This window comes from Corynebacterium sp. HS2168-gen11, from assembly GCF_024834075.1.
In the GTDB taxonomy this organism is placed as follows: domain Bacteria; phylum Actinomycetota; class Actinomycetes; order Mycobacteriales; family Mycobacteriaceae; genus Corynebacterium.
Genome location: NZ_JANUXR010000007.1, coordinates 57,327 through 80,630, shown reverse-complemented (window position 1 = coordinate 80,630; position 23,304 = coordinate 57,327). Strand labels below are relative to the sequence as shown.

The 23,304-nt window shown below is 54.4% G+C and carries 13 protein-coding genes; 1 reads left to right on the top strand and 12 read right to left on the bottom strand.

Annotated elements, in window-relative coordinates; all coding sequences use genetic code 11:
* Positions 1-102 precede the first annotated feature (102 nt).
* A complete protein-coding gene (gene pepN / locus NXS99_RS06395) occupies positions 103-2,616 on the top strand; it encodes an aminopeptidase N (protein ID WP_310593307.1) in 2,514 nt (837 codons plus the stop codon).
* Between the two features lie 41 nt (positions 2,617-2,657).
* Here the strand turns inward: pepN and NXS99_RS06390 are convergent, their stop codons facing one another.
* The 12 genes from NXS99_RS06390 to NXS99_RS06335 form a co-directional block, all read right to left on the bottom strand.
* A complete protein-coding gene (locus tag NXS99_RS06390) occupies positions 2,658-3,452 on the bottom strand; it encodes a fumarylacetoacetate hydrolase family protein (protein WP_259287830.1) in 795 nt (264 codons plus the stop codon).
* Positions 3,453-3,688: 236 nt separating this feature from the next.
* Positions 3,689-5,239 carry an acyl-CoA carboxylase subunit beta gene (locus NXS99_RS06385; RefSeq protein WP_259287829.1) on the bottom strand — a complete coding sequence of 517 codons (1,551 nt, stop codon included), beginning with the start codon at positions 5,237-5,239 and terminating at the stop codon, positions 3,689-3,691.
* Between the two features lie 23 nt (positions 5,240-5,262).
* Positions 5,263-10,158 carry a polyketide synthase Pks13 gene (gene pks13, locus NXS99_RS06380; protein WP_259287828.1) on the bottom strand — a complete coding sequence of 1,632 codons (4,896 nt, stop codon included), beginning with the start codon at positions 10,156-10,158 and terminating at the stop codon, positions 5,263-5,265.
* Between the two features lie 325 nt (positions 10,159-10,483).
* Positions 10,484-12,331: a FadD32-like long-chain-fatty-acid--AMP ligase gene (locus NXS99_RS06375; protein WP_259287827.1), complete on the bottom strand. Its 1,848-nt coding sequence runs from the start codon at positions 12,329-12,331 to the stop codon at positions 10,484-10,486.
* 252 nt (positions 12,332-12,583) lie between these two features.
* The gene (locus tag NXS99_RS06370; RefSeq protein ID WP_259287826.1) at positions 12,584-13,495 is read right to left on the bottom strand and encodes a cutinase family protein; all 912 of its coding nucleotides are present in this window, start codon (positions 13,493-13,495) and stop codon (positions 12,584-12,586) included.
* Positions 13,496-13,501: 6 nt separating this feature from the next.
* Positions 13,502-13,987 (bottom strand): DUF732 domain-containing protein, encoded by a 486-nt coding sequence (locus tag NXS99_RS06365; RefSeq protein ID WP_259287825.1) that lies wholly within the window; start codon positions 13,985-13,987, stop codon positions 13,502-13,504.
* Complete coding sequence (locus tag NXS99_RS06360) at positions 13,984-15,909, bottom strand: alpha/beta hydrolase-fold protein (protein WP_259287824.1); 1,926 nt, start codon at positions 15,907-15,909, stop codon at positions 13,984-13,986. Before NXS99_RS06360 ends, NXS99_RS06365 begins: the two co-directional genes overlap by 4 nt.
* A 646-nt stretch (positions 15,910-16,555) precedes the next feature.
* On the bottom strand, positions 16,556-17,551 hold the full coding sequence (locus NXS99_RS06355) for an alpha/beta hydrolase family protein (RefSeq protein ID WP_259287897.1): 996 nt from the start codon (positions 17,549-17,551) through the stop codon (positions 16,556-16,558).
* A 184-nt stretch (positions 17,552-17,735) separates the two neighbouring features.
* Positions 17,736-19,568 (bottom strand): flagellar motor control protein ZomB, encoded by a 1,833-nt coding sequence (zomB, locus tag NXS99_RS06350; RefSeq protein ID WP_259287823.1) that lies wholly within the window; start codon positions 19,566-19,568, stop codon positions 17,736-17,738.
* A 49-nt stretch (positions 19,569-19,617) separates the two neighbouring features.
* The gene (locus tag NXS99_RS06345; RefSeq protein ID WP_259287822.1) at positions 19,618-20,595 is read right to left on the bottom strand and encodes a decaprenyl-phosphate phosphoribosyltransferase; all 978 of its coding nucleotides are present in this window, start codon (positions 20,593-20,595) and stop codon (positions 19,618-19,620) included.
* Positions 20,592-21,089 carry a phosphatase PAP2 family protein gene (locus tag NXS99_RS06340; protein ID WP_259287821.1) on the bottom strand — a complete coding sequence of 166 codons (498 nt, stop codon included), beginning with the start codon at positions 21,087-21,089 and terminating at the stop codon, positions 20,592-20,594. Before NXS99_RS06340 ends, NXS99_RS06345 begins: the two co-directional genes overlap by 4 nt.
* The gene (locus NXS99_RS06335) at positions 21,082-23,025 is read right to left on the bottom strand and encodes a glycosyltransferase (RefSeq protein WP_259287820.1); all 1,944 of its coding nucleotides are present in this window, start codon (positions 23,023-23,025) and stop codon (positions 21,082-21,084) included. Before NXS99_RS06335 ends, NXS99_RS06340 begins: the two co-directional genes overlap by 8 nt.
* Positions 23,026-23,304 lie beyond the last annotated feature (279 nt).

Sequence of the window (23,304 nt, the reverse complement as noted above, 5' to 3'; positions counted from 1 at the left end):
CCGCTTCAAGAAATACGCCTAGTTTCCCGACGTTCATCAGCGGCACTCAAAAACCTTCCAACGCCACCACCTGCAGTTTCCCACTTAATTCCTTAATACAGTATGTTAATGACTATGACATCCGCCAATCTCACCTTCTCCGACGCCTCGTTCCGCTCCGCTTCTTTATCCCTCGATACCTATCACCTCAACCTCGATCTCCGCGAAGTCCTTAATAGGGACGTGTTCCCGGTCGAGGTCACCTTGACCCTGACTTCCTCCTCCCCAACGCTGTTTCTCGATTACCTCGGCGCTGAGGTGACAGAGGTCCGCGTCGATAAGCAGCCTGTCGACTTTCAGTTTTCGGGTTCTCGCATCGAGTTCGCGGTGCCAACGAATCAGCCGTGTGAAATTTTTGTCGCTGGTCTGAGCAATTATTCTCGCTCTGGCCAGGGCTTGCACCGGTTTGTGGACCCTTCGGATAATCAGACCTATTTGTATTCGCATCTTGAGCCTTCGGATGCGCGCCGGATTTATCCTTGCGTGGATCAGCCGGATTTGAAGGCGCATTTTGTGGTGTCGATGCAGGTGCCGGATGGCTGGGTGGCGCTGTCGAACCAGCCGGAGGTGACCTGCGAAAATGGCCGTCATTTCTTTAATAAGACTCCGCTGCTGTCAACGTACATCACCGCCTTCGCCGCCGGCCCGTACGTCGTCAAGCGCGACCAGTGGGTGTCGCCTTCCGGCGCTGTGGTGGATTTGGGCGTGTGGTCACGCGCGTCGATGGCCGAGTTCGTCGATGATGAGATTCTAACTGTCACCAAGCAGGGCATGGACTTTTTTGATCAGGCCTACGGATTCCCGTACCCGTGGGGCAAGTACGATTCCATTTTCGTGCCGGAATACAATTTGGGCGCGATGGAAAACCCTGGCTTGGTGACATTCACCGAGCACTACATTTTCCGCTCCCCGGTCACCGACGCGATGCACGCCACCCGCGCGAACACCATTTTGCACGAGATGAGCCACATGTGGTTCGGCGACCTGGTCACCCCGAAATGGTGGGACGATCTGTGGCTCAAAGAGTCCTTCGCCGAGTTCATGGGCGCCGACGCCTCCGTGGCCGCAACGCGGTTTAGCTCTGCCTGGGCAAGTTTCGCCGGCTCACGCAAGTTGTGGGCCTTAATGCAGGACCAATTGCCAACCACGCACCCTATTAAGGCCGACATCCCTGACGTCGACGCCGCTCGCCAAAATTTCGACGGCATCACCTACGCCAAGGGCGCGTCCGTGCTCAAGCAGCTGGTCCACTACGTCGGCCGCGAGGAGTTCTACGCCGCCGCGCGCGAGTACTTCCAAACCTTCGCCTTCCGGTCGGCAAGTTTCGACGATCTGCTCACCGTCCTGCAGCGCCACACCACCAAAGACCTATCCGACTGGTCCCAGCGCTGGCTCAAAACCACCGGCCCGGACGTCCTCACCGCCGAACTCACCCACGCCGACGGCACCATCACCACCCTTGGCATCACCCAAACTTCGGCCACGAGCACTCGCCCGCACCGCCTCGACGTCGCCTTATACCGCATCGATCCTGCCACCGACGCCCTCTCCGAGTACGCGCTTTTCGACGCCACCCTCTCCGGCGAAGGCACAATCATCACCGAAGCCAGCGGCCTGCCAACCCCAGACCTGATTGTCATCAACAGTAGCGACCACACCTACGCAAAAGTCGTGCTGGATCCGGTGTCGTTGCGCACGCTCGATAGTCATTTATCCACGTTGTCTGATCCTTTGGTGCGGGCAGTCGTGTGGTCCTCGCTTTGGAATATGACCCGCGATGCCGCGCTTCCAGTCGACGATTTCCTTAATAAGGTTTTGGCGCATATCGCCAAGGAAACCCAACCCGCCCTCTGCACCCAAATGCTCGCCAACACCGCCTTCGCGATCACCCATTTCTTGCCAGAGCACAAGCGCAAAGTCACCTTCCAGCGCTTGACTGCCGGACTGTGGGAGTTGTTGCTGCAGCAGCCGGCCGGTTCGGACCACCAGTTGCTGTTTGCGCAGGCCTTCATTTCTGCAGCAAGTTCAACTGATCCTACATGGCAAACGCAGTTGCGCCAGATTCTCGCTGGTGAGTTGGATGGTTTGGTGCTTTCCCCTTCGATCCGCTGGGCAGTGCTGACCAGCTTGTCAACACTGGGTGCTACTACTGTGTCGGAGTTGGATGAGCAGCTTGCGGCGGATCATACGCTGACCGGCGCTGTTGCCCATATGCGCGCAAAGTTTGCCGCCCCTGTGCCTGCGCATAAGGACGAGATCTTTGACCTGCTCCAAACCCCTGGCGCGTATTCCAATGATGAGGTCGATGGTCTGTTGGCTGCCTACAAGGCACCGTTGCTCCACCAGCACGTGGATCATACCGATCGCTTCTTCGCCGCCTTGTCGTCCCTGTGGGCTGATCACCCGATCGAGATCGCAAACCGCCTGATCCGCGGCCTGTTCCCGCATTCTCCTGAGACGCTCGATCGCACCACCGAGTTCTTGAGCGGCGATGTCCCAGGAGCGTTACGACGCATTTTGCTCGAGGAACACGATCACCTTCGTCGCGCACTTCACGCGCAAACCTTTAACCAGTAATAAAGGCGGGTGGGTGCCGGATTTCCCGGCACCCACCTTCATTACAACTGCACGACTGGATTACGCAGTGTCCCAATCCCATCCAGCGTGATGGTCACAATATCACCATCACGCACTGGGATTGGCCCTGGTGGGCAGCCCATGGACACCACGTCGCCAGGCTCAAGCGTGATGTATTCGCTGGCATAGGCAATGGATTGCGCAACTGACCAAATCTGTTTTGCGGTGGTGGAATCTACCAACTTAAGCTCTTCGCCGTCGCGAGTAAGGGTGGCAACGATGCGGGTGTCTTCTGGATTCTGAAGCTCAGTTTCCACGACCGGCCCGATTGGGCAGAAGGTATCGAACCCTTTGCCGCGCGACCATTGCCCATCGCCTGTCATCACAACTGGCGCCGACATGTCATTGCAGATGGTGTAGCCGGCAACATAGTCCAAGGCTTCTTCAGCACTGACAGCCTTGCAACGCTTGCCGACGATCACCGCCAATTCTGATTCAAACACCGCACCTGCTGCAATTGCTGGCACTTCAATGGCATCGTCGTGGGAAATGATCGCCGATGGTGGCTTCAGGAAGAAGAATGGGTCGCGGTCGACGCCTGGTTGGAAGGTGGCATTTGGGTCTTGGAGATACGCCATTGCCATACCAATGATTTTGCTTGGGGCAACCACTGGCAGCAATTGCACCTCTGCGGCAGCGACTGTTTCACCGCTAAGTGTGGTACCTGCATGGATTTCTTCCCAGGTAGTAGCGGTGAGGAGGTGGGCAGTTCCTTCGTCATCAAGGGTTGCAAACCGTGGTGTACCAGTGGCGTCTTGAATGCGGACGACCTTCATCGAAAACACTCCTTCATAGGCAGTTTTCTTTTTGAGTTTACACTCACAGCCCAGCATTTTTGACGACTATCCCACAAAACACATGCCGCTATCACCAAGCTCACACGGGCGCAGGTCGGCGCAGCGCAAAAGGTGTGGCGCAGGTGGGCGCAGCGGCAGCGGCAAGCAGTCGGAGGCCGGCCCAGGCCGCGCAGGCGGGCGCAGCAAGCCATCAACCACGCCAACGCGACGCTCGCCTACATCGGCGCGATCGTATGCTTCTTCGGCAAATCGTATTCGCGCTTGGTTTCCAGCTGACGCAATGCTTGGCGCAGCGCCAGGCGCGACTGGCTTGGCTCAATCATGGCATCGAGGAAGCCGCGCTCAGCGGCAACATAAGGGCTGGTCATGTTCTCGTCGTAGAAGTCCATAAAGATCTTCTTCAGATACTCACGCTGCTCTGGTGGGGCGGCGTCGAGTTGCTTGCCCTGGATCATCACCACGGCAGCAGCAGCACCCATCACAGCAATCTGAGCAGTTGGCCATGCCAAGTTAATATCGCCGGTGAGGTTTTTCGAACCCATAACTGCATATGCGCCGCCATAGGCTTTACGCACTATTAAGGAAATCTTTGGCACAGTGGCTTCTACCAGTGCGAATGCTAATTTTGCGCCGCGGTGAATCAAACCTTGCTGCTCTTGCTGCACACCTGGCAAATAGCCTGGGGTATCAACAACGAAGATGATCGGAATGTTATAGGCGTCGCAAATTCGAATGAATCGGGCGGCTTTGTCTGCCGAATCGGCATCAATGCATCCAGCAAATTCCAGTGGCTGGTTGGCGACGACACCCACTGATCGGCCATCGACGCGAGCAAAGGCGGTGATCATATTGGGTGCAAAACCTGCCTGAATTTCTTGGATGTTGTCGTCGTCGAAAAGCTGCGCGAGCAGGTCGTGCATGTCGTAGGCAGCGTTGGTGTCGTCAGGCATGAAAGTGTCGAGGCTGGCGGTGTGCGCGACTTCCTCGTCACTTGGGCTGTAGAACACCGGGCCTGGATCGTTGCAGGTCAGCGGCAGGCGCTCGAGGAGGTCATGGACGTAATTAAAGGCGTCTTCCTCATCGATTGCCACGTAGGAAACGTTGCCGTTACGCTCCTGCTGACGCGCGCCGCCGAGCTCTGCGGAGGTAATTTCTTCGCCGGTAACTTCCTTAATAACGGCAGGGCCCGTGACGTACATTTCAGCTTCGCCATCCACCGCGATCACAAAGTCGGTTGTGACCGGCGCATACACCGCGCCACCTGCAGATTTGCCCATAATAATGGAAATCTGTGGGCTGCGTCCCGACAGCGGCAATTGTCGACGCGCAATCTCTGAGTACATCGCCAGCGAGGTCACGGCATCTTGAATGCGGGCACCGCCGGAATCTTGAATACCAATAACCGGGCAACCGATCTTGATCGCCATATCCATGACTTCGCAGACCTTTTTACCAAACGTCACGCCGACAGAACCGCCGTATACCGTTTTATCGTGTGCATAAATGGCCACCGGACGACCATCGATACGCCCATAGCCGGTCACCACACCATCGGAGTATGGCGCATCTGGTTCATCTGGGGTGCGTCCCAACGCACCAATTTCAACGAATGAGCCTGGGTCCAACAAGCGCGCAATGCGTTGGCGCGGGGTGGAACGACCAGCTTCATCACGCTTGGCGCGCGCACGCTCGCTGCCCGGATCTTGTGCCTTTTCAAGACGGGCACGCAAATCCGCGAGTTTTTCAGCTGTGGAACCTAGGCTCATGACGTTTCTTTTCCTTGATGCTTTTAGTTGTTGCTCTGAATTTCTGCAATTCGCTGGGTGAGCGCTTTCCCAACTTTACCAATTTCTGGTTCGTCGACAACCGCCAAGTGATCGCCTTTGAGCTGATAAATCTCAAGATCACTGACAATCGCAGCCCAGCCGCCATCATAGGCGATATTGGCATACGCTGGCTCAAGCTCAATTGCGCCATCGTGCATGCGCTCCGCACGGAACAGCATGACCGGCACGTCGACATCTGCCCACCTACGCATATCAATGGTATCCAGAATGCGATTATCCACAAACGACGCCCGCTGATGCTCCAGCACGCCTGCCGATAAGCCATGCTCAGAGGCATCGGTGGTGGACAAGAACTCTGCCATCATCGCCAATAACGCATCTTCACCAGCGGTTTCGAGCAGCTCGTATGGTACCGGGAAGTCCAAATTATAGGTCTTCTTGGCAAAGGCCGAGTAGCGCTGCCAGCGGGCCTTGGTTTCTTCCAAGGTATCTGGTGCCGGATGCTCCGGCTGCACGGTGTCGAGCAACGCGATGGTTTCCACCTTCACGCCGGAATTGCGCAGCTGATAGGCAACTTCGTAGGCCAGCACACCGCCGAAGCTCCAGCCGCCCAGGATCACTGGGAAGCCTGCCGCATAGTGCTGAATCTCATCCAGATAGTTAGCCGCGCGGTCTTCCAAGCTGCCTTCACGACGCTCAACGCCATACACCGGCACGTCTGCTGGAAGCCTGCGCATCAATGGTTGGTACACCACCGATGAGCCGCCCGCCGGGTGGAACATAAAGACTGCCGGTGCAACTGAGCCTTCCGGACGCGGACGCAAGACTCGAATATTGCCTTCAACTTCTCGTTCCAGACCTTCACGAACCAAATTACTTAATGGCTCTAAGCTCGTCGCGGCAAGCACATCTGCAGTAGTGATCGTGGCACCAGAGCGTTCCGTTAAGCGCTCGGCAATCTGAGCGGCAATCTCTTCGCTAATACTTGGCAGCTCACTGGTGACACCATTTGCGGCAGCGCCGGTAATTCCAGCCCAGGTGGCAAATACTAGACGCTCGGAGGCATCACGTGGGGCCACACCAACACCTTGCGCAGCAGGCTTGGCGACGGTGGCGTCCTCGGTGGCGTCCCCGCCGGCAAGCTCAGCGTCCTCCGTGGCAGCAGGCTCCACGGCCTCCGCGACAGCACCAGCATCCGCAACCTCCGCAGCGTCGTCAAGCAATGTGCCATCCGACGTACGCTGCTGCACCAATTCTTCGACCATCGCAACCGCATCGGCAACCGACGCGTCGCGCAATGCTTGAACCTGGAGGCTTGGCAGATCGAAGTCGTGCTCAATGCGGTTCTTAATACGCATGCCCATTAGGGAATCCAGGCCGAGATCAATCAGCGGCAGTTCGCGCGGTAAATCTTCGATATCGTATCCCATTGCCTCCGACACGATTGCGCGCATGCGGGCCTCAACGGTTTCCCCACTGGTTGGATCCCACTTCAAAGATGCGTCGGTGAATGCATCGTCAAATGGGCCTGACGCATCAGCCGAGGTCACAGCCTTTTCATTCTCCGATTTCCTTAATAGAGGTTCGGCCAACGCCGTCCCCTCCCCCAACGTCGACGCAAACGCCTCAATCACCAACGTGGTACCCGCCGCACCCACTTCATAAATGGACAGCGCAATTCCACCAAGGGTTCGCGTGGTGACCACCGTCAGTTCCCCACTTGGCGGCAAGATGCGTCGTTCTTCCATTGCGACCAGAGTCGCCTGCGGATCCAATTCCGCAATCACGCCTTCGAGCAGCTGGTATGGGGATGCCACTTGGTCGGCTTGCGCGGTAAACACCACTGCCCCGTCCGGCATCGTGACTTTGGCAGACAGCAGTTGATTGCGCGCACCGGTGGCTGGACGCGCGGTGGTCCAATAGTGTTGTTTCTTCCACGGCACACCCGGCGCGTCCACACGCGGACCAGCACCGTACAAAGCCGCAAAATCAATTGGCGCACCTGCAACATAGAGTTTCGCCAGTAGTTCTACCAGTGATTGCGTCGCTGGTACTTTTCGTTTCAGGGCGAATAGCAGCTGCGCATCTGGCTTGCCGACGCTAAAGGCGGTGTTCATCAGTGGGATCATCGATACCGGGTTCGGTGAGATTTCCACAATCATGGAGTGCCCTGCGGCAAATGCTTGTTCCGTGGCGTCTTGCAGCCATACTGGTTGACGCGTGCAACGAATCCAATAATCCTCGCTGTGGACCACCGCTCCTGGCTGGTACACCACGCCACGATCCACCGAGCTAAATAGTGGTACGCGCAATGGAAGTGGTTGGATACCTGCAATTTCGCCAGCAAGTTCCCCAAGTAACGGCTCCACGGCACTGGTATGGCCGGCACCTTTCACGTTGAGTAAACGCGCAAATTTTTCTTGTGCTTCTAGATGCTCAACCAAGGCAATAACAGCTGGGCGTGGACCACCAACGGTCGTCATACCAGGTCCGGCATACACCGCTGGCTCAATGCCGGCGAACTCGTCATGTTCTGCAATAAACGCATCATGTTCTGCCACAGAGAACTCTACAACTGCCATCGCGCCGAGCTGATCTTCTGGCAAGGAACGCTCGCCTTCACCCATCAGGCGGGAACGATGTGCGGCAATCAGCATGGCATCAGCAGCACTTAAGCCACCTGCCGCGTATGCTGCTGCGATTTCACCCATCGACATACCAATCACACCGGCAGGTTTTGCCCCCAGACTTGCCAAATAATCAGTCAACGCAATCTGGATCGCGGTAATTGCCACCTGTGCGGTTTCGGTATCATAGGTTTGTTCGTCATCAGCAACAATGTCCAAAATGGACCAGCCGGATTCAAACTTCACAATCTCGTCAAGTTCTTCCAACCGAGCCTTAAAACTTGGTGCGGCAGCCACTAAATCCTTCACCATCTTGCGATGCTGCGAACCGAATCCCGAATACAAGAAAATCGGGCCAGAACTTGCCGGGCTATCCGCCACCGCAATACCCTGGCTGACCTTCCCATCGGCCACCAACTGCAGGCGCTTGACTGCCTCGGCATGGTCAGCGGCCATGACCACCGCGCGGGAGCGGCCGTGGTTGCGGCGGGAGAGGGAGCGGGCAAGGGCGATGAGATCAACCTGAGAATCCCTATTAAGGAAATCAACCATTGATGCAGCTACTTGGCGTCGTCGTGATGGCAGCAGTCCACTCATCGGCAAGGCCAGCGCTGCATCCTTCAGCGCTGGTGTGCGCTCAGGTTGTGGCGCGTAGTCTGCAGCGTCAAATGCGCTGAGCACAATATGAGCGTTCGTGCCGCCAAAACCAAAACCAGAAACGCCAGCGAGTTTCTTGCCAGAATATTCTGGCCATTCACGTGGGTCTTCCACCACTTCAATGCGCTCAGCATCAAAATCAACGTAGCGATTCGGCGCCTGGAAATTCAATGATGGCGGCAATGCGTTATGCATCATAGCAAGCACGACTTTAATCAAACCGGCAGCACCTGCGGCCGATTCCGTGTGACCAAAGTTAGTTTTCGCAGAACCTAGCAGTGCTGGTTCGCTCACGCTGCGACCTCTACCTAAGACGGTACCGATAGCGGTGGCTTCAATCGGGTCACCAAGAATGGTGCCGGTGCCGTGCGCTTCGACGTAGTCAACCAGTTGCGGATTCACTCCCGCGTCACGATACGCCCGACGCAATACGTCCACTTGTGCGTCTGGGTTTGGCGCGGTTAAGCCATTGGAATGACCATCGGAATTAACGGCAGATCCCTTAATAACGGAATAGATGGTATCGCCATCTCGCAAAGCATCCCCAACCCGCTTCAGCACCAGCACGCCCGCTCCGTCGGAACGCACGAAGCCGTCAGCGTCGTCAGAGAATGCATGCACTTTCCCGGTTGGGCTAAATACGCCCAGTTCGCCAAAGGCCGTGGACACAAATGGTGCAGCAAGAATATTGACGCCACCGGCGATGGCCACATCGGCGGCACCTTCGCGCAGGTCGCGCACTGCTTGGTGCACAGAGACTAACGAGGAGGAGCAGGCGGTGTCTACGGCAATGGATGGCCCGCGGAAGTCAAAGGCGTAGGAAACACGGTTGGCAACGATTGAGCTTGCGGTTCCGGTCAGCGCGTATGGGTGGGCTTCGGCAGGATCAGAGCTAATCAGCATGCCGTAGTCGTTGTTCGAGGAACCCATGTACACGCCAACGGCAGCGCCTTTCAGCGATGATGCCGGGATGTGGGCGTGCTCGAGGGCTTCCCAGGTCAATTCAAGGATCACGCGCTGTTGTGGATCCACATTCACAGCTTCGAGTGGTGAGAGCCCAAAGAATTCGGCGTCGAAGGAGGCAATGTCATCGAGGTAGCCGCCGGCCAGGTTCAGATTCTTCATCTTTTCGCTGGTGACGGGATCATCAGCGTATTCCGACCAGCGTCCAACTGGCAGTGGACCTACACCATCACGCCCCTCGATGAGCATGCTCCACATTTGGTCGATATTATTCGCACCCGGATAGCGTGCCGCCAGGCCCACAACTGCAATATCGTGCTGCTCTGGCGCGCGCTGATCCGTGATGGTGAGATCTTCGGTGCTCAACACGGTGGTTTTCGGCGCAGCTCCATGCACGAGGCGATTCGCCAGGGCCGCAATGGTTGGGTATTCGTAGGCGATGGTGGCGTCGAGATGCACGCCAAGGAGGTTTTCGAGCTCACCCGACAGGATCACGACATCGCGTGAAGAAAGCCCGAATGATTGCATTGGCTGCTCATCGGTAATTTCTTCGCGTGGTAGGCCCGTGGTGGCGATCACCCAATCTCGTAGCCAACCGCGCAGTTGGTCAACGCTCATGCGTGTGTTCGTCTCGTTCACGTGTTCTTCCATGAATTCGGCTACCTTTATTTCATCGTTGCCCAGTCGCGTGTGACGTATTCTCACTGGTCCTGCGCAGATTCGGCATGCAGTGCCCTCTGACCGTCGAGACAGACGACAGCGAACCTACAATACTTTCTTTGACTTTCCTATTCTATATCGCCACAGGCGTCACAAACGTAACACTCACGTGAGAATTAACACTTATCGCATAATCTCCGGCCTTCGCTTGCTTGACGACGCCAACCGTCCACCCAATTCACGTCGTAAAACCTGGGCCTCCAACACCAACGTGCACAGAAAGTCTCCCTCCTGTGCACGTTGGTGTTTGTGGAAATTACTGCTCCAAGTAGCGCTTCTTATTTACTCGGCGCGCAATCTTGCCGGCCGAGGAACGCGCGATTTCATCTGGCGCCAGAATTTGAATATCTGCTGGTACCACACCATGTTCGGCAACCACTGCAGCACGAATCTGCTCAATTGCCTGCGCATCGCCTGCCGGGGTGGCTTCTAGGTCACGCTCTGCAAGGATAATGAGCTTTTCGACGTCGTCGCCTGGAATCGCAAATGCGGCGACAGCAGCCGGGCGCACATGTTCAGAAGCTAGATCGACAGTGAACTCAATATCCTGCGGATAGTGGTTTCTACCCGCGATAATGATGAGATCCTTCAGGCGTCCTGTGATATATGTTTCACCATCAAGAATCACCGCAAGGTCACCGGTTGCCATCCACTTATCATCATCTGGCGCACCTACTACGCGGGAGCCTTCTGCAAGACGCTCACCCAAAGTGTTGCGGAAGGTTTCTTGAGTATCGGCTGGTCGATCCAGGTAGCCGGCTGCCATATTATCGCCGTGGCACCACAGTTCACCAACGACACCGTCTGGTAGCTCTGCGCGAGTTTCTGGATCCACAATGGTGGCAAATTGTGGTCGCACTACTTGCCCGCAGGACGCAAAGGCCACTGAGTGTTGGCCTTTTTCTACGACAACGGCTTTGCCTTCTGCCAACGCATCGCGATCAAAATGAGTAATCAGTGGGCGACGATCCGTTTGTGGGGTGGTCACCAGTAAGGATGCTTCTGCCAGACCATAGGATGGTCGAATCACGCTTGGATCAAAATTGTACTCACCAAAGGCACCCAAGAAGGCTTCAAGAGCTTTTTCGGTCACCGGTTCAGAACCTATGATCAATCCGTCGAGATTGCTCAAATCAATGCCGCGATCATCATTTGGTTTACCGTAACGTGCTGCCAGTTCGAGCGCGAAGTTTGGCACAACGGTATACACATTAACGTCGCTTTCGCTGCGACGACGGATTTGTTGAATCCAGCGAGATGGTTGCTGAATGAAATCACGAGGCGCCATAAACTCCATGTCTAGTCCCAAGATGATCATAAACATCGCCAAGATAATGCCCATATCGTGGTGGAGTGGCAACCATGACACCAATCGCAAAGGATTCTTCAGCTTTGTGGCAACAAAAATTTGCAAGACATTGGTCAGAATCGAGCGGTTGGTGAGTACCACACCAGCTGGGGTGCGGGTGGAACCGGAGGTATACTGCAAAAATGCGGTCATCTCGACTGGGGAGATCTTGCTGGTTGCCAGTAATTGCTGTGCTGCTTCGGTTTGCAGTGGATTGACAAAACTGGTTGCCAGGGAATCTGGCAATGCGTCCACCGCTAAAATGCGTGGGCGCTGGGAGCCTGGCAGATGCGCGAAAAATGCGCGAACTGCTGCAGCCGAGGTGCTATTGGTCAGCACAACTTTTGGCTCGGAGTCACCAATCACCGCTTTGAGGTGATCAGCGTGTCCTGGTTCGTTTGGATCATAAAGCGGAATTGGGACCATGCCTGCATACAAGGCGCCGAGCATGGAGAAAATATATTCTGGTGAGTTATTGGCAAGAATGACAACGCGGTCACCAATGGTGCCAATCTGTTGGAGACGCGCTGCAACGGCCTTAATACGGGTATTGATTTCTTTGCGGGTGAAGCTGCGCACTTCACCTTCGCGGGCTGCTGCATAGTCCCAGAACTTCAAGCAGGTGCGATCAGTGGTTCCTGCTGCTGCTTCGGCCTGGTAGAGCACTTCGCACATACCAGCCAATGTGAGTTCAGGGCGTAAAACAATTTCACCCTTTTCGTTGAAAAATTGGCCGATGACGGCATGTAGATCCATAGGTGTTCCTCCAGAATGGTTAAAAGTCAGGCAGCAATAGTCACCGGCGCCAATGGTATATATTTTAACCAGTACAACTGCTTGCTACGTTTAAGTGCGTTATCTACTACATCGTTAGTAAGACGGTGAAGTATTACGTTTTTCGCAAAAATAGTTTTGTATAAGAATATATTTTCTTTAAGCTCTTGGCAAAGACATAAAAACCGCAGTTCAAATGCTATCTCTTAAGAATCTGCGGTTTGAACGCATTCGTTAGCCTGCAGCGGTCAGATCAGTTGCCCATTGCAAAACCCACGCCGTAGCCGTCGTCCCTGGAATAACATCCGGATTGGTTGCATACTGAGCATGCACGCCATTGGCGGTAATAAGCGCTTCAGCACGACCCAGCGCATTGCTAACATTATTTGGTGCATCGCAAATTGAATCATTTGGTGCGCAAATATCCATGACTCGATCGTGTAGGGTTCCAAATCCGCCCTCACGCGGTCCGCGCATCGACGCACCCGGCACAACTGCTTGGATCACGAAACTCAGTGGCGCCAAGGCAATTTCAGCGCCAACGCCACCAATTGGGGTACCGATAGCCTGGCCCACACCAGGCTCCCGGCGACCATCTGCAATCAGAGCGACACCTCTGATCCGTTCCTCCGGAATATCCAACTTTCCAGTACCGATCTCATTGGCAAGATCACCCACAATCACAGCGCCTTGTGAAAATCCGACAAGTATGAAGTCAGTCAGCGGACATTCGGCATGCACCTCGCGCAATTCTTGCTCCAGGCGTTGTGCGCCCTCGTTTCTCGAATCGTCATAGCTGAGCTGTTCCAAAGCATTGACATTTTTAAACTGCGCACTATAGGGCAAGGTCCATACTTTGAGATCATGCTCATTAAAACGCTCTCGAATCGGCTGGGTGACTTGCAAGAGCAAGGCATTATCCCTGGTATGCGGGGCAAATGGATCATCATCAATCGAAGATTCCCACGTCCCAGGAGCCGCAATCAGTTCAACATTTGGACAATGTGCTGGCTGCACAATTTCTGGTTCCGGCGCCGGCAACAAGCCTTCGCCAGACATATTTCCCTGTTGAACCCATTGCAAGACGCCTTGTCCAATCACAAGAACAACAACCAATGCGGCAATGGCGGTGAGTGCTTTTTTCATAAATCCTTAGCAGTAGTGATTCCGCGCGGCTTGTTCCAGTAGCTGTGCTACTTGTTCCACCGGCAACGTAGTTCGTTGCTGCTCAATAAGTTGACCAGCAACTGCTTGAACTGCTGCCGGGAAGGTATCGCCACAGACAACCTGTGCAGAACCAATCATTTGATTTTCGATACCTTCGGTGTCAATTCCGGCTTTTGTTAATTCCTCTAGATAACGGCGGTCCTTCTCAGAAAGTTCCGCAGGTAGTAGTGAAGGAATTGATTCCACTCGTTTCGCAGGCTGATCGACGCCGGGCGCAACCGATTCGCTGGCCTGCGACGTTGGAGCAGCAGCACTACTTGTTGGCTCCGTTGTGGTGCTTTTCGGAGCCGCCGCGCGAGTAATCGGCGCAATGGTTTTATGTACCTGCTCATCAGTCACAGTAGAACTGCCGCAGGAAACCAACGCAGTTGCTGCGGTTGTGATGATCAACGCCGTTGCAACTCGTTTCACGAGTTCTTCTCCTCACGAACAGCACCATCAACCATACTGATCTTGCCATGTTGGAAGGTTACATATTCCCCACTGTTTGGCACGATTGTTTGGTCACTGGTTGGATACCCATACGCACCGCGCTCATAGGAGGCTTGGCCCCAGGCGTCGAAAATCAAGCCCTTATAGATCACATGTGCACCGGTTGCTGGCGACCAGTAAATCGAACCATTATCGAACTTCTGGAACGCGCCACCTGGCAGCAGTATTTCATCAGAGGTTGGGAAGCCAAGTGGTGAAGCGGCAGTATTCAGCTCGGTGTATTTTGCTGCAATTGCGCCGCGTACCCAGTGATTCTTATTATCTGGGCGACGCACCACATAACCGTGCTCGAACTTTTGCACATAACCTTCACCGATCTTCGCCGCGGTTTCTACCGGATAGCCGAGGTCACCGTTTTCCCACTTCAGTTCGCCCCACTTTTCCACCAAATCCCGTGGTACCGCATATGCGCCAAGTTTTGGATGCCAGTAAATATTGCCATTCTGGAAGGCCACATAACGACCACCATTGACAATCGGACGCTCAGTCCCAAGTGGGAAGCCCAACCAAGAACCTGGACCGCCAACCTCAGCATAGTGCGCATTAATTGCACCACCGAGTGCAAAAGCACCGGTTTCAGGCGACCAGAATGCGCGACCATTGCTGAAATCTTCAGCCTTACCGCCTGGAACGTCATACTCATTATTCAGGCAGGTACCAATCGAACCGCTCGCAGTTGCCTGTGCAATTGCCCCAATTGGCGTACAATCAGCGCCGCGATCAGCTGGATCAAGCTTCAAAGCCGTTGCAATATGCGGCCATGCTTGCCCCAATTCGAACTGCCAATATGGCCAGTCATGCACACCAGATGGACGGAACACAGCAATAACATCAACGCCGCCACGCTTTGCATGATCAAGGAAGGTCTGAGTGGTCATACGCGAAATAACTTCCAAACCAATACCAGCGGTATTTGCAGGGTTCTTCGCAACTGAACCAGGCTGGCCGAAATCATCGCGGCCTGAGCCTGCCGAAACATAAACGGTCTTGCCGCGCAGGGCTTCCACGCCAAGCTTTGGATCATGATCAATCCACTCTTGCGAGCCCACTGGACCCCACATCGCTTCGGTATCATAACCGCCAGCATCCTTTTGCGCAACGCGAATGGAATCAGGCATGCCAACACTGGTGGTATCTAAGTAACCAGAGAAGGAACCAGCGAACGCGAAACGATCTGGGAAGCGCTCTGCCAGGTTGATTGCGGCGGTGCCGCCCATGGAAAGGCCGAGGACTGCGCGGTTGCCGTTGGAACGATATCCCTTATTAAGGATTGGGATCAGTTCCTTCATTAAGAAGGATTCCCACATGTAGTGCTTACCATTATTTTCTTGCAACCAGTCCGAATAGAACGAGGACTGGCCGCCAATCGGCAGCACCACATTGACGTTCTTATCAGCAAACAGCTGCTCAATATTGGTTTCACTGGTCCAGCCGGACTCTACATCAGTAGCGCGCAAACCATCGAGCGCCCATACTTCTGGGAAGGTACGACCTGGCTGTGAATGCCAATCGCGAGCCAGCAAAATCTGCACCTTCACCAATTCACGAGGCATAACTACGGAGTGGATTTGCAGTTCAATACGACGCTCCGTAATCCAACGCACGCGCTGCACAGAAACGCCTTCTGGCAGGCCTTGAATATTTGGAGTTTCGTCCACGCGCAGTGGCGTGCGCTCTGCACCATTGGTGTCGAGGTAGTCGGTCAGACCCAAAAAGGAAGATCCTGATGATTGAGCAAAGGTCGTCGCTGGAATAATCGTCGCAAAGCCTAGGCCCAGTGCTACCGGGATAGCTGCGAGCCAGTGGGAACGACGCTTGGAGCGTGATGCGGTGTCGCGCATAGAAATTAAGTTCCTTATTTCGAGAGAGATAACAATCAGGCACAGCGAACAAAGCCTTTCCCGAAAGTTCCCCTCTTCCGGCAAACAGCTGCAGGCCTTATCGCTTGCACATCAGTATGTGGGTACAAATGTGCAATTAAAAATAGACACCTCTAGCTTAAGTTCAACTTGAGAGTTTTTGCTCAAGACACACCACACGTGGCAACTTTTCTCACTTAAAATTTCAAATACCACAAAAACCACAGTGATACCTTCCAATAACTCTGATATTGCAGAGTCATCGCCCGCCACTTTGCTCACAGCATGGCACAAAGTCGCACCCATGCTTCTCGACGCGATGGTGGTGCGCACATTCGCCATCACCCACCAAGGCCTTGGCTGTCTGTGCTCTCAGCCCCACATACGCTTTATCTCCAAGCTGCTAGCCTCGGTGCATCATGTTCAAAAAAATAACCTTAACCAGCATGAGGCTCGTTAAGGTTATTCAATATTTCGCACCCACATTCCTGCGCTACAGGTCTGAAAGGCATTGCTGCAGCGCGACAGGTGTAAGGCTACTGCCGAAAGATGAGTCTCTCATCGCCGCGTGACGGCCAATCAACGCACCGCCACGAACTGTGCATTCACCCTAATTTCCTTAATAGGGTTACCACGCATTCATCCGCGTGAGCACCCGCCCTTTCGTCTTCTCTAACTGCTGCCGCCATTCTTCCCAGTTATGAATACCAAAGAGTGGATAATCCACTGTGACATTCACACCTTGGGCGCGTGCTTTGATCTCCCACACGGTGGTGGTGTACATGCTGATCGATTCCAAAATGGAGCCGTTGATGCGGTGGCCCAGCGCTTGGGTTTGAATGTCATAATCGGACCAGAATCCTGATGACGCTGAAACGTAGACATCAGTATTGCGCAGCCCTGACATATTCCATAGTGGATCGTTTTGGAAGCGGTATGCACTGAAAATTGTGCCGTACATGGAGTTGATATTAAAGCCTGCAACGTCGAGCATTGCCAGACGTAGCATGGTATGCATGCCTGGCAGAGTCATGGCTGGATAACCGGACCAGCTGAGCACTTGGTGGAATTGCTCAGGGTGACGAGCTGCGAGGTTCAGTGCGGCGGTACCGCCCATCGACAGACCAGCAATTGAGTTATTCGAGCGGGAAACTCCGAAGTGTCGCTCTAAATATACTGGCAGTTCTTGTGTAAGGAAGGTTTCCCACTTAAACACAGGACCCGTGCCGTTATATGGCGCTGGTGCAACCCAGTCCATATAGAAGGAACCTTTACCACCAACTGGCATCACCAGAGTGAGGTTGTGGTCTACATATAATGCCGGTGCGTTTGCATCGTGTGTCCACGCACTGTGGGTGTCTAAGGCGCGTGCACCGTCGAGAAGGTAAAAACCGGCGTTACCGCCGCGCGCAGCTGGCTGGATTTGCACTGTCATCGTGCGCCCATTTGATGGCGAATACACGTCACAACGTTGCACCCAGTAAGCCGCAGCGTCCCATTCACAGCTACCAGTTGCATCAGGGCGCAACCAGTCACGATTACCCGCGTGCGCAATGCCTTGACCTGCGATGGCCAATGCTCCTGCGGTGGCCACGGCAACGACTGATGCCGTCACTTTCTTCATAACAGTAGAAAAAATACCCAAGAGTGTTGTCCTTTTCGCATTCGATGGATCATCGCGGCCTCACGACTTCAGCGTGTGCGTCGCAACGCCTGGCTACACGAGCCTCACATGGATGCTGTATCCATAACCGCCCATTATATTACAAATTGATATCAAAGACGGAATTTTTTCAGAATTTTTCCGCTTATCGACGATCCGGACTTACCGAAATCTCCTGCGGCCAAAAGATTCGTTGCTCCTGAGCTTTCGGCAGGTTCTCATAATCGCGTGGATTGGCATGCAATTCCAACGTCCTGCCAGAAGTCAGACTAAAAACAATATTGTCAAAGAAGCGCTGCATGGTCAGTGGACTGCGATAGCTGGCGAACAGTGCTTGCAATTCCTCGCTATACAGCGCAGCTCGTGCCTGCTTGGTCACAACTGGATCCACCCAGTCTGGCAAATCTTCAATAGCCATCGCAGAATCTGCAAACTGCCACTCAAGAGGCAAGAATTTGTCATGTCCAACGCGGGCATTCTCCAGTCGTGGGGAACGTGCCGCGAGCGGATTCGCCAGGCCAATGGTGTCGAGCACACGCACATCCAGTGGCGCATTCATGCTGGTCATACCAAGATTAATCATGGTCAAGCTCAGTGGCATCTGCGCTAAATCAGTTGCTTCGTGGGTGCGCGGTACCGGCCGCCAGGAAAATACAATTGGATCTTCGCTGACTAAGAACTGCACCACCTGCGCATCGTGCTGGGCATGGCCTGCGGCAACCGCTGGCAAGAACTCACGCAAGCTCCGAGCCGTGTGGAAATCTTCGGCCCAATAGGTTGGTTGATCGCGGTAGGTGGCAAGTTGCCAGAACATGCGCTCATCAACAATATCGAGTTCTTCACCTTCGGCAGGCAATTGATATGGGTGCCCTCCATGCACCACAAATCCGGCCCACACCATGCCGGCGGCGAACACGAATGTGGTAATGATTGAGCTTTGCACGAGGCGTCGTAAAGCAATTACGCTTACCGGCAATAAAGCGGTATACAGCGGCAGCAAGAGCATGCGTGCGTGCATGAAATCGCCGCCAACGCGAATCACATAGGTGGCATGCAAAAGTGCGCAGGTCAAAATCAGGAAGATCACCCACACAGTTTTGCGCTGCACCAGCATATCCGCGTCACTGCCGCGATGGCCGAATGTGATCGCCAGTGCTGCTGCCAGCAATGCGATGACCAGCGCGATCCATAAATTATAGGCCTGGTTAAACTCGGCTAGATAGTGCCAACCTTGTGCCCACTGCGCACCGGTCGCACTTTTTGCCACTGCAGTATGCGGCACCAGCAGGCCATAATAGCCCATTCGGAAAATCTGGTACGCCGCTGGAATCGGCAAGGCCACGGCCAGAATTTTCCACCACTGTTGGCGATGCACGATCAGCAACAGGATTCCGCTGAGGCCGCCATAAAGGGCAAGTTCGGGGCGGACCAGCCAACTCAAACCGCTATTAAGGGCGAGTAAGTATAACGCCCAGCTTCCGCGGGTTCGTTCATTGCGCGCCCAGGTGGTCAGCAATAGCCATTGCGTTGAAATCCATAGCAGGCTCAAACCCCATTCCAGACCACTGGTTGCAAAATCGCGGGCTGGTGGTAGGGCTAAATAGAGCAGTCCGCCAAATGGCAAAAGCACAACTTTTTGGCCGCCGTATAAGCGCGCGGTACCCAAGGCGGCAAGGAAAACCGCCAGGGTGGTAAATGTTAAAGCCGCATAGGTCGCAATGGTTTCGAGCCGAGCGTCATTGACTAGCGCTCCTAAATAAATAATGTATTGCCATAATGCCGAGGTATTTGCCTCAACGCGCTCGCCGGCATTAAAGACCGGCCCGTTGCCAGCAAGTAAGTTGCGCACAGTGCGCAACACAATAAGCCCGTCATCACTCATCCATCGACGCTGCCAGCCGCCATATGCGGCAACGAGTGCGACCGTGCAGGCTGCGAGCAGTCCAGATGAAAATGGTAATGAACGGGCGTATTTCATAGAGCACAGGTTAGCACGCTCGTGTAACCTGCAAGGCGATACAGGCCGCTTAGAGTGCCGGAACTACGTATACGGCAACAAACACACAGCCGAGCCATGCAAGAGCTAAGACCTGCAGGGTACGGTCGGTGAGGGCAAGTTCGTCAGGAGCGCCACCGTCGCCACGATCGACATCTGCGGCATAGCGCAAAATTGCAACGGCAAATGGCACCATCGAAATTTGGTACCACACTGCGGCTGCACCACCTGCAGCACGTGCAACCTCAAATCCCCACAGGGCATAAGACATCACAACGGCGGTAGCAGAAAGGGTCCACACAAAGCGAAGATAGGTTGGGGTATAGCCTTCTAATGCTTTGCGAATTTTTGCTCCAGAGCTTTGTGCCAGCAGAATCTCGGCATAACGTTTACCAGAGGCCATAAACAGCGAACCAAAGGCGGCCACTAACAGGAACCACTGCGAGAGGTTAATGCCAGCCGCGACGCCACCTGCCATCGCGCGAAGCATAAATCCAGACGATACCAGCGCAATATCAATCACTGGTTGGTGTTTCCATCCGAAGCAATACCCTAATTGCAATGCAATATACACCGCCATCACAATGGCCAGGGCATGGCCTGACGACGCCATGTAGCTGATGGCGATCGCCGCTACGATTAAGACTATTGCCATTGCGTAGGCTACTTTAACCGGCAACACACCTGCTGCAATTGGGCGGAATCGCTTGGTCGGGTGAGCACGGTCAGCTTCAACGTCGTTGGCATCGTTAATCAAATAAATTGACGACGCTGCCAAACAAAACGCAATAAACGCAATGGCAATATCAGCTAAGATACGCACTTCAAACAGTGCATCTGCCCCAGCAGCCATCGGCGCTGCCAACACGAGGACATTTTTCACCCACTGTTTCGGCCGCAGCGCTTTGATCATGCCGTCGAGCAAATTCTTTGGTGGTTGATGCTTGCTCTTTGGCTCAATGCCTTCTGTATGGGGTTCGGAACCAATGACACCACTGGTATCGCTCACTTATTTTCCTTCCCTACTCGATCAATCGCTTCAGCAGTGACTGCACCTAATAATGCACCGGCACACACATCCGTTGGATAATGCACCCCCAGGATCATACGCGAGCACATCATCACTGGAATCCCCAGCAACGGCAGTGGATTTTTTGTAATCTTGGCCAGCGTCACCAATGCAGCTGTGGTAGAGGTGGCGTGCGAACTTGGAAAGCTTAGTTTCGAAGGCGTGCCAACACCAATGGCAATACGCGAATCATGCGGACGCTTGCGACGCACAATGCGCTTGAGAACAACGGAAGCAGCATGACTGATAAAGGCCGCAAGGATTACTTTGGCCCATTGCCGGCGTCGAGAAGCATCGATGAGCATCCCGAGGGCGCCAAGAGCCATCCAACCCAAGGCATGTTCGCCGAAATGGCTTAATCCACGGGCGAATGCAAGCGTGCGTGGGGTGGCTGCAACGGCCTGCAACCTGACTAATGCGTCAGCTTCAGTCATTGTCAAACACCTTCTTCCAAGATTCACGGCTGGTCAGCGTTGGATGTGCGGCGCGGTACTGTTCACGCAGCTGATCGAAATTTGCTTCCAGTTGTTTATGTAGCTCGCGGGTCTGCTGGAACAACTGCTTTGCCTTGGCCAAGTCGCGCTTGCGGTACACCACGCCGCGACCATCGGCGGTAGCTACTGTAGCACCATCGACACGCGAGAGGGAGAACCAGCGAGCTTCGATCGGCGCGAAATTCGCCTGTGGCACCTCGTGGTGGGCAGGATTCGCTGGCCGTAAGGAGTGGCGCAGGCCTTTAGCCAACCACACTGCCTTTTTCACCGGTGCTAGGCGTCCGCCGATGTCCTTAATAGGAACACCTGGGGCGCCACTTGGTCGCGGCAGCTCAGCGGCACTTGGCAGTACAACGGCATCGGGATATTCCTTGCGGATTGCCGCAATGCGTGGCAGGGAGGTTTCTAAGATGTCAAAGAGGTGCTCTGGTCCGGCGAGGAAGTCGCGAATTGCTTCGATTTGAATTGCCACGGTGGAATATTCCAGGCACAGCAGGTGCTTGAAGGTGGCTTTGAGCATGCTGCGGATAATGCCATCAATTGGGCCGTCGTGCTGCATTGCTGCCACAATTAAGCGATTGCGCAGATGGAAGTAGGCTTGCCAGTCAATAGCGTCGTCTTTATCGCTCCAGGCCATATGCCAAATTGCGATACCTGGCCAGGTTGCGGTTGGGAAGCCATGTTGGCCTGCACGTAGACCGTATTCGGCATCATCCCACTTAATAAACAGTGGCAGCGGCTGGCCGATCTGTTGAGCGACGACTCGTGGGATCATGCACATCCACCAGCCGTTGTAGTCAACGTCGATGCGGCGGTGTAGGTCGCGAGAGTTTGGTGCGTCTGGCTTATCGTCGAACTTTCCGCGATCGGACAGTGGATGCACGGAAAAATCGTGGTCATAGTGCACATGTGGTGCCGCGGTCCACATGAAGTCACCACGATTGACAACTTCACCCATTGAGTGCAGGTGGCTGCGCTCTTGGAGGTTCAGCATTTGTCCACCAATAAGGATTGGGGAACGCGCATAGCGGGCAGCTGCTAATGCGCGCAGCACTGAATCTGGTTCAATGGCGATATCGTCATCCATGTACAAAATATATGGTGACTGTGCTGCACCTGCCTCACCATCGCCCAAGGCTTCATACATAATGCGCGAATAGCCGCCCGAACCACCGAGATTGCCCTGGCGGAATTCATGGAAGCGGGTACCGAAATGCTCAACTGCGGCAGCATAGCCTGGTTCATCAGCTGGGTGCTTCGTGCCTTGATCAGGCATAATCACAGCATCGATCACGCTATCAACTGCTGGATCTGCGGCAAGTGCTTGCAAGGCAGCCACGGCATCTGCTGGGCGGTTAAAGGTTGGAATACCAACTGTTACTCGTGGCTCAAACGGTCCAACTTCACTGCCATCTGGCATGATTTGTGGCTTTGGCGCATGTGGCGCATACCAGCCGGCTTCTTCAATCACGACGTCGCTATCAGCGGTGATATCCCACCACAGCCAACCGCCCATCTCAAATGGGGCCAGGTCGAGGTGGAATTCCACCTCGCCGTCGGCCACAACCTTGCCTTCAATGCCGATACGAGCACCATCGAGCTTGGAACGGTAGACGTCGATACGCGCAGTTCCGCTGACGGTTACCTTCAAAATAACACTGTCGAGTTGCGACCAGCGACGCCAGTAGGAGGCAGGGAAGGCATTGAAATAGGTTAAAAAGCTCAGTTCGCTACCTGCTGGAATGCGCATTGAGGTGCGAGAATCCCATGTTGCGCGCTGTTTGTTACGCTCTGATTCAATCACGTACAACATCCGTACATCATGTGGTTCACCGGCATGTGGTAGCAGAAAACGTTGCAGCTGATTTTCCTTCATAGCGAAAAGATGCCTTTCTAAAAGATGCAAATTGTCCGACCATCTGCACCAATAATCCGAAGATCACTGAGACGTTGGCGCGGCACATAAAGATATCTCTTAAGCGTAGTCAATCCTCGCTTCTTTAGCCTTCTCTGCCACGCATCATCGCAGAGAAGTTATGCCCGAGCGCGAAATGTGTGCCTATTCATCCCATTTCTTTCGCGCATGCTTGACGACGCTGTTCGCAATCACTGCAGTCACACTCACCCACGTACGTGAGGGCTATCGCTACCAAGG

Bases quoted from the DNA above. Each gene is read 5' to 3' on its own strand.
- pepN (WP_310593307.1), top strand. From the start codon at position 103: ATGTTAATGACTATGACATCCGCCAATCTCACCTTCTCCGACGCCTCG.
- NXS99_RS06390 (WP_259287830.1), bottom strand. From the start codon at position 3,452: ATGAAGGTCGTCCGCATTCAAGACGCCACTGGTACACCACGGTTTGCA.
- NXS99_RS06385 (WP_259287829.1), bottom strand. From the start codon at position 5,239: ATGAGCCTAGGTTCCACAGCTGAAAAACTCGCGGATTTGCGTGCCCGT.
- pks13 (WP_259287828.1), bottom strand. From the start codon at position 10,158: ATGGAAGAACACGTGAACGAGACGAACACACGCATGAGCGTTGACCAA.
- NXS99_RS06375 (WP_259287827.1), bottom strand. From the start codon at position 12,331: ATGGATCTACATGCCGTCATCGGCCAATTTTTCAACGAAAAGGGTGAA.
- NXS99_RS06370 (WP_259287826.1), bottom strand. From the start codon at position 13,495: ATGAAAAAAGCACTCACCGCCATTGCCGCATTGGTTGTTGTTCTTGTG.
- NXS99_RS06360 (WP_259287824.1), bottom strand. From the start codon at position 15,909: ATGCGCGACACCGCATCACGCTCCAAGCGTCGTTCCCACTGGCTCGCA.
- NXS99_RS06355 (WP_259287897.1), bottom strand. From the start codon at position 17,551: ATGAAGAAAGTGACGGCATCAGTCGTTGCCGTGGCCACCGCAGGAGCA.
- zomB (WP_259287823.1), bottom strand. From the start codon at position 19,568: ATGAAATACGCCCGTTCATTACCATTTTCATCTGGACTGCTCGCAGCC.
- NXS99_RS06340 (WP_259287821.1), bottom strand. From the start codon at position 21,089: ATGACTGAAGCTGACGCATTAGTCAGGTTGCAGGCCGTTGCAGCCACC.
- NXS99_RS06335 (WP_259287820.1), bottom strand. From the start codon at position 23,025: ATGAAGGAAAATCAGCTGCAACGTTTTCTGCTACCACATGCCGGTGAA.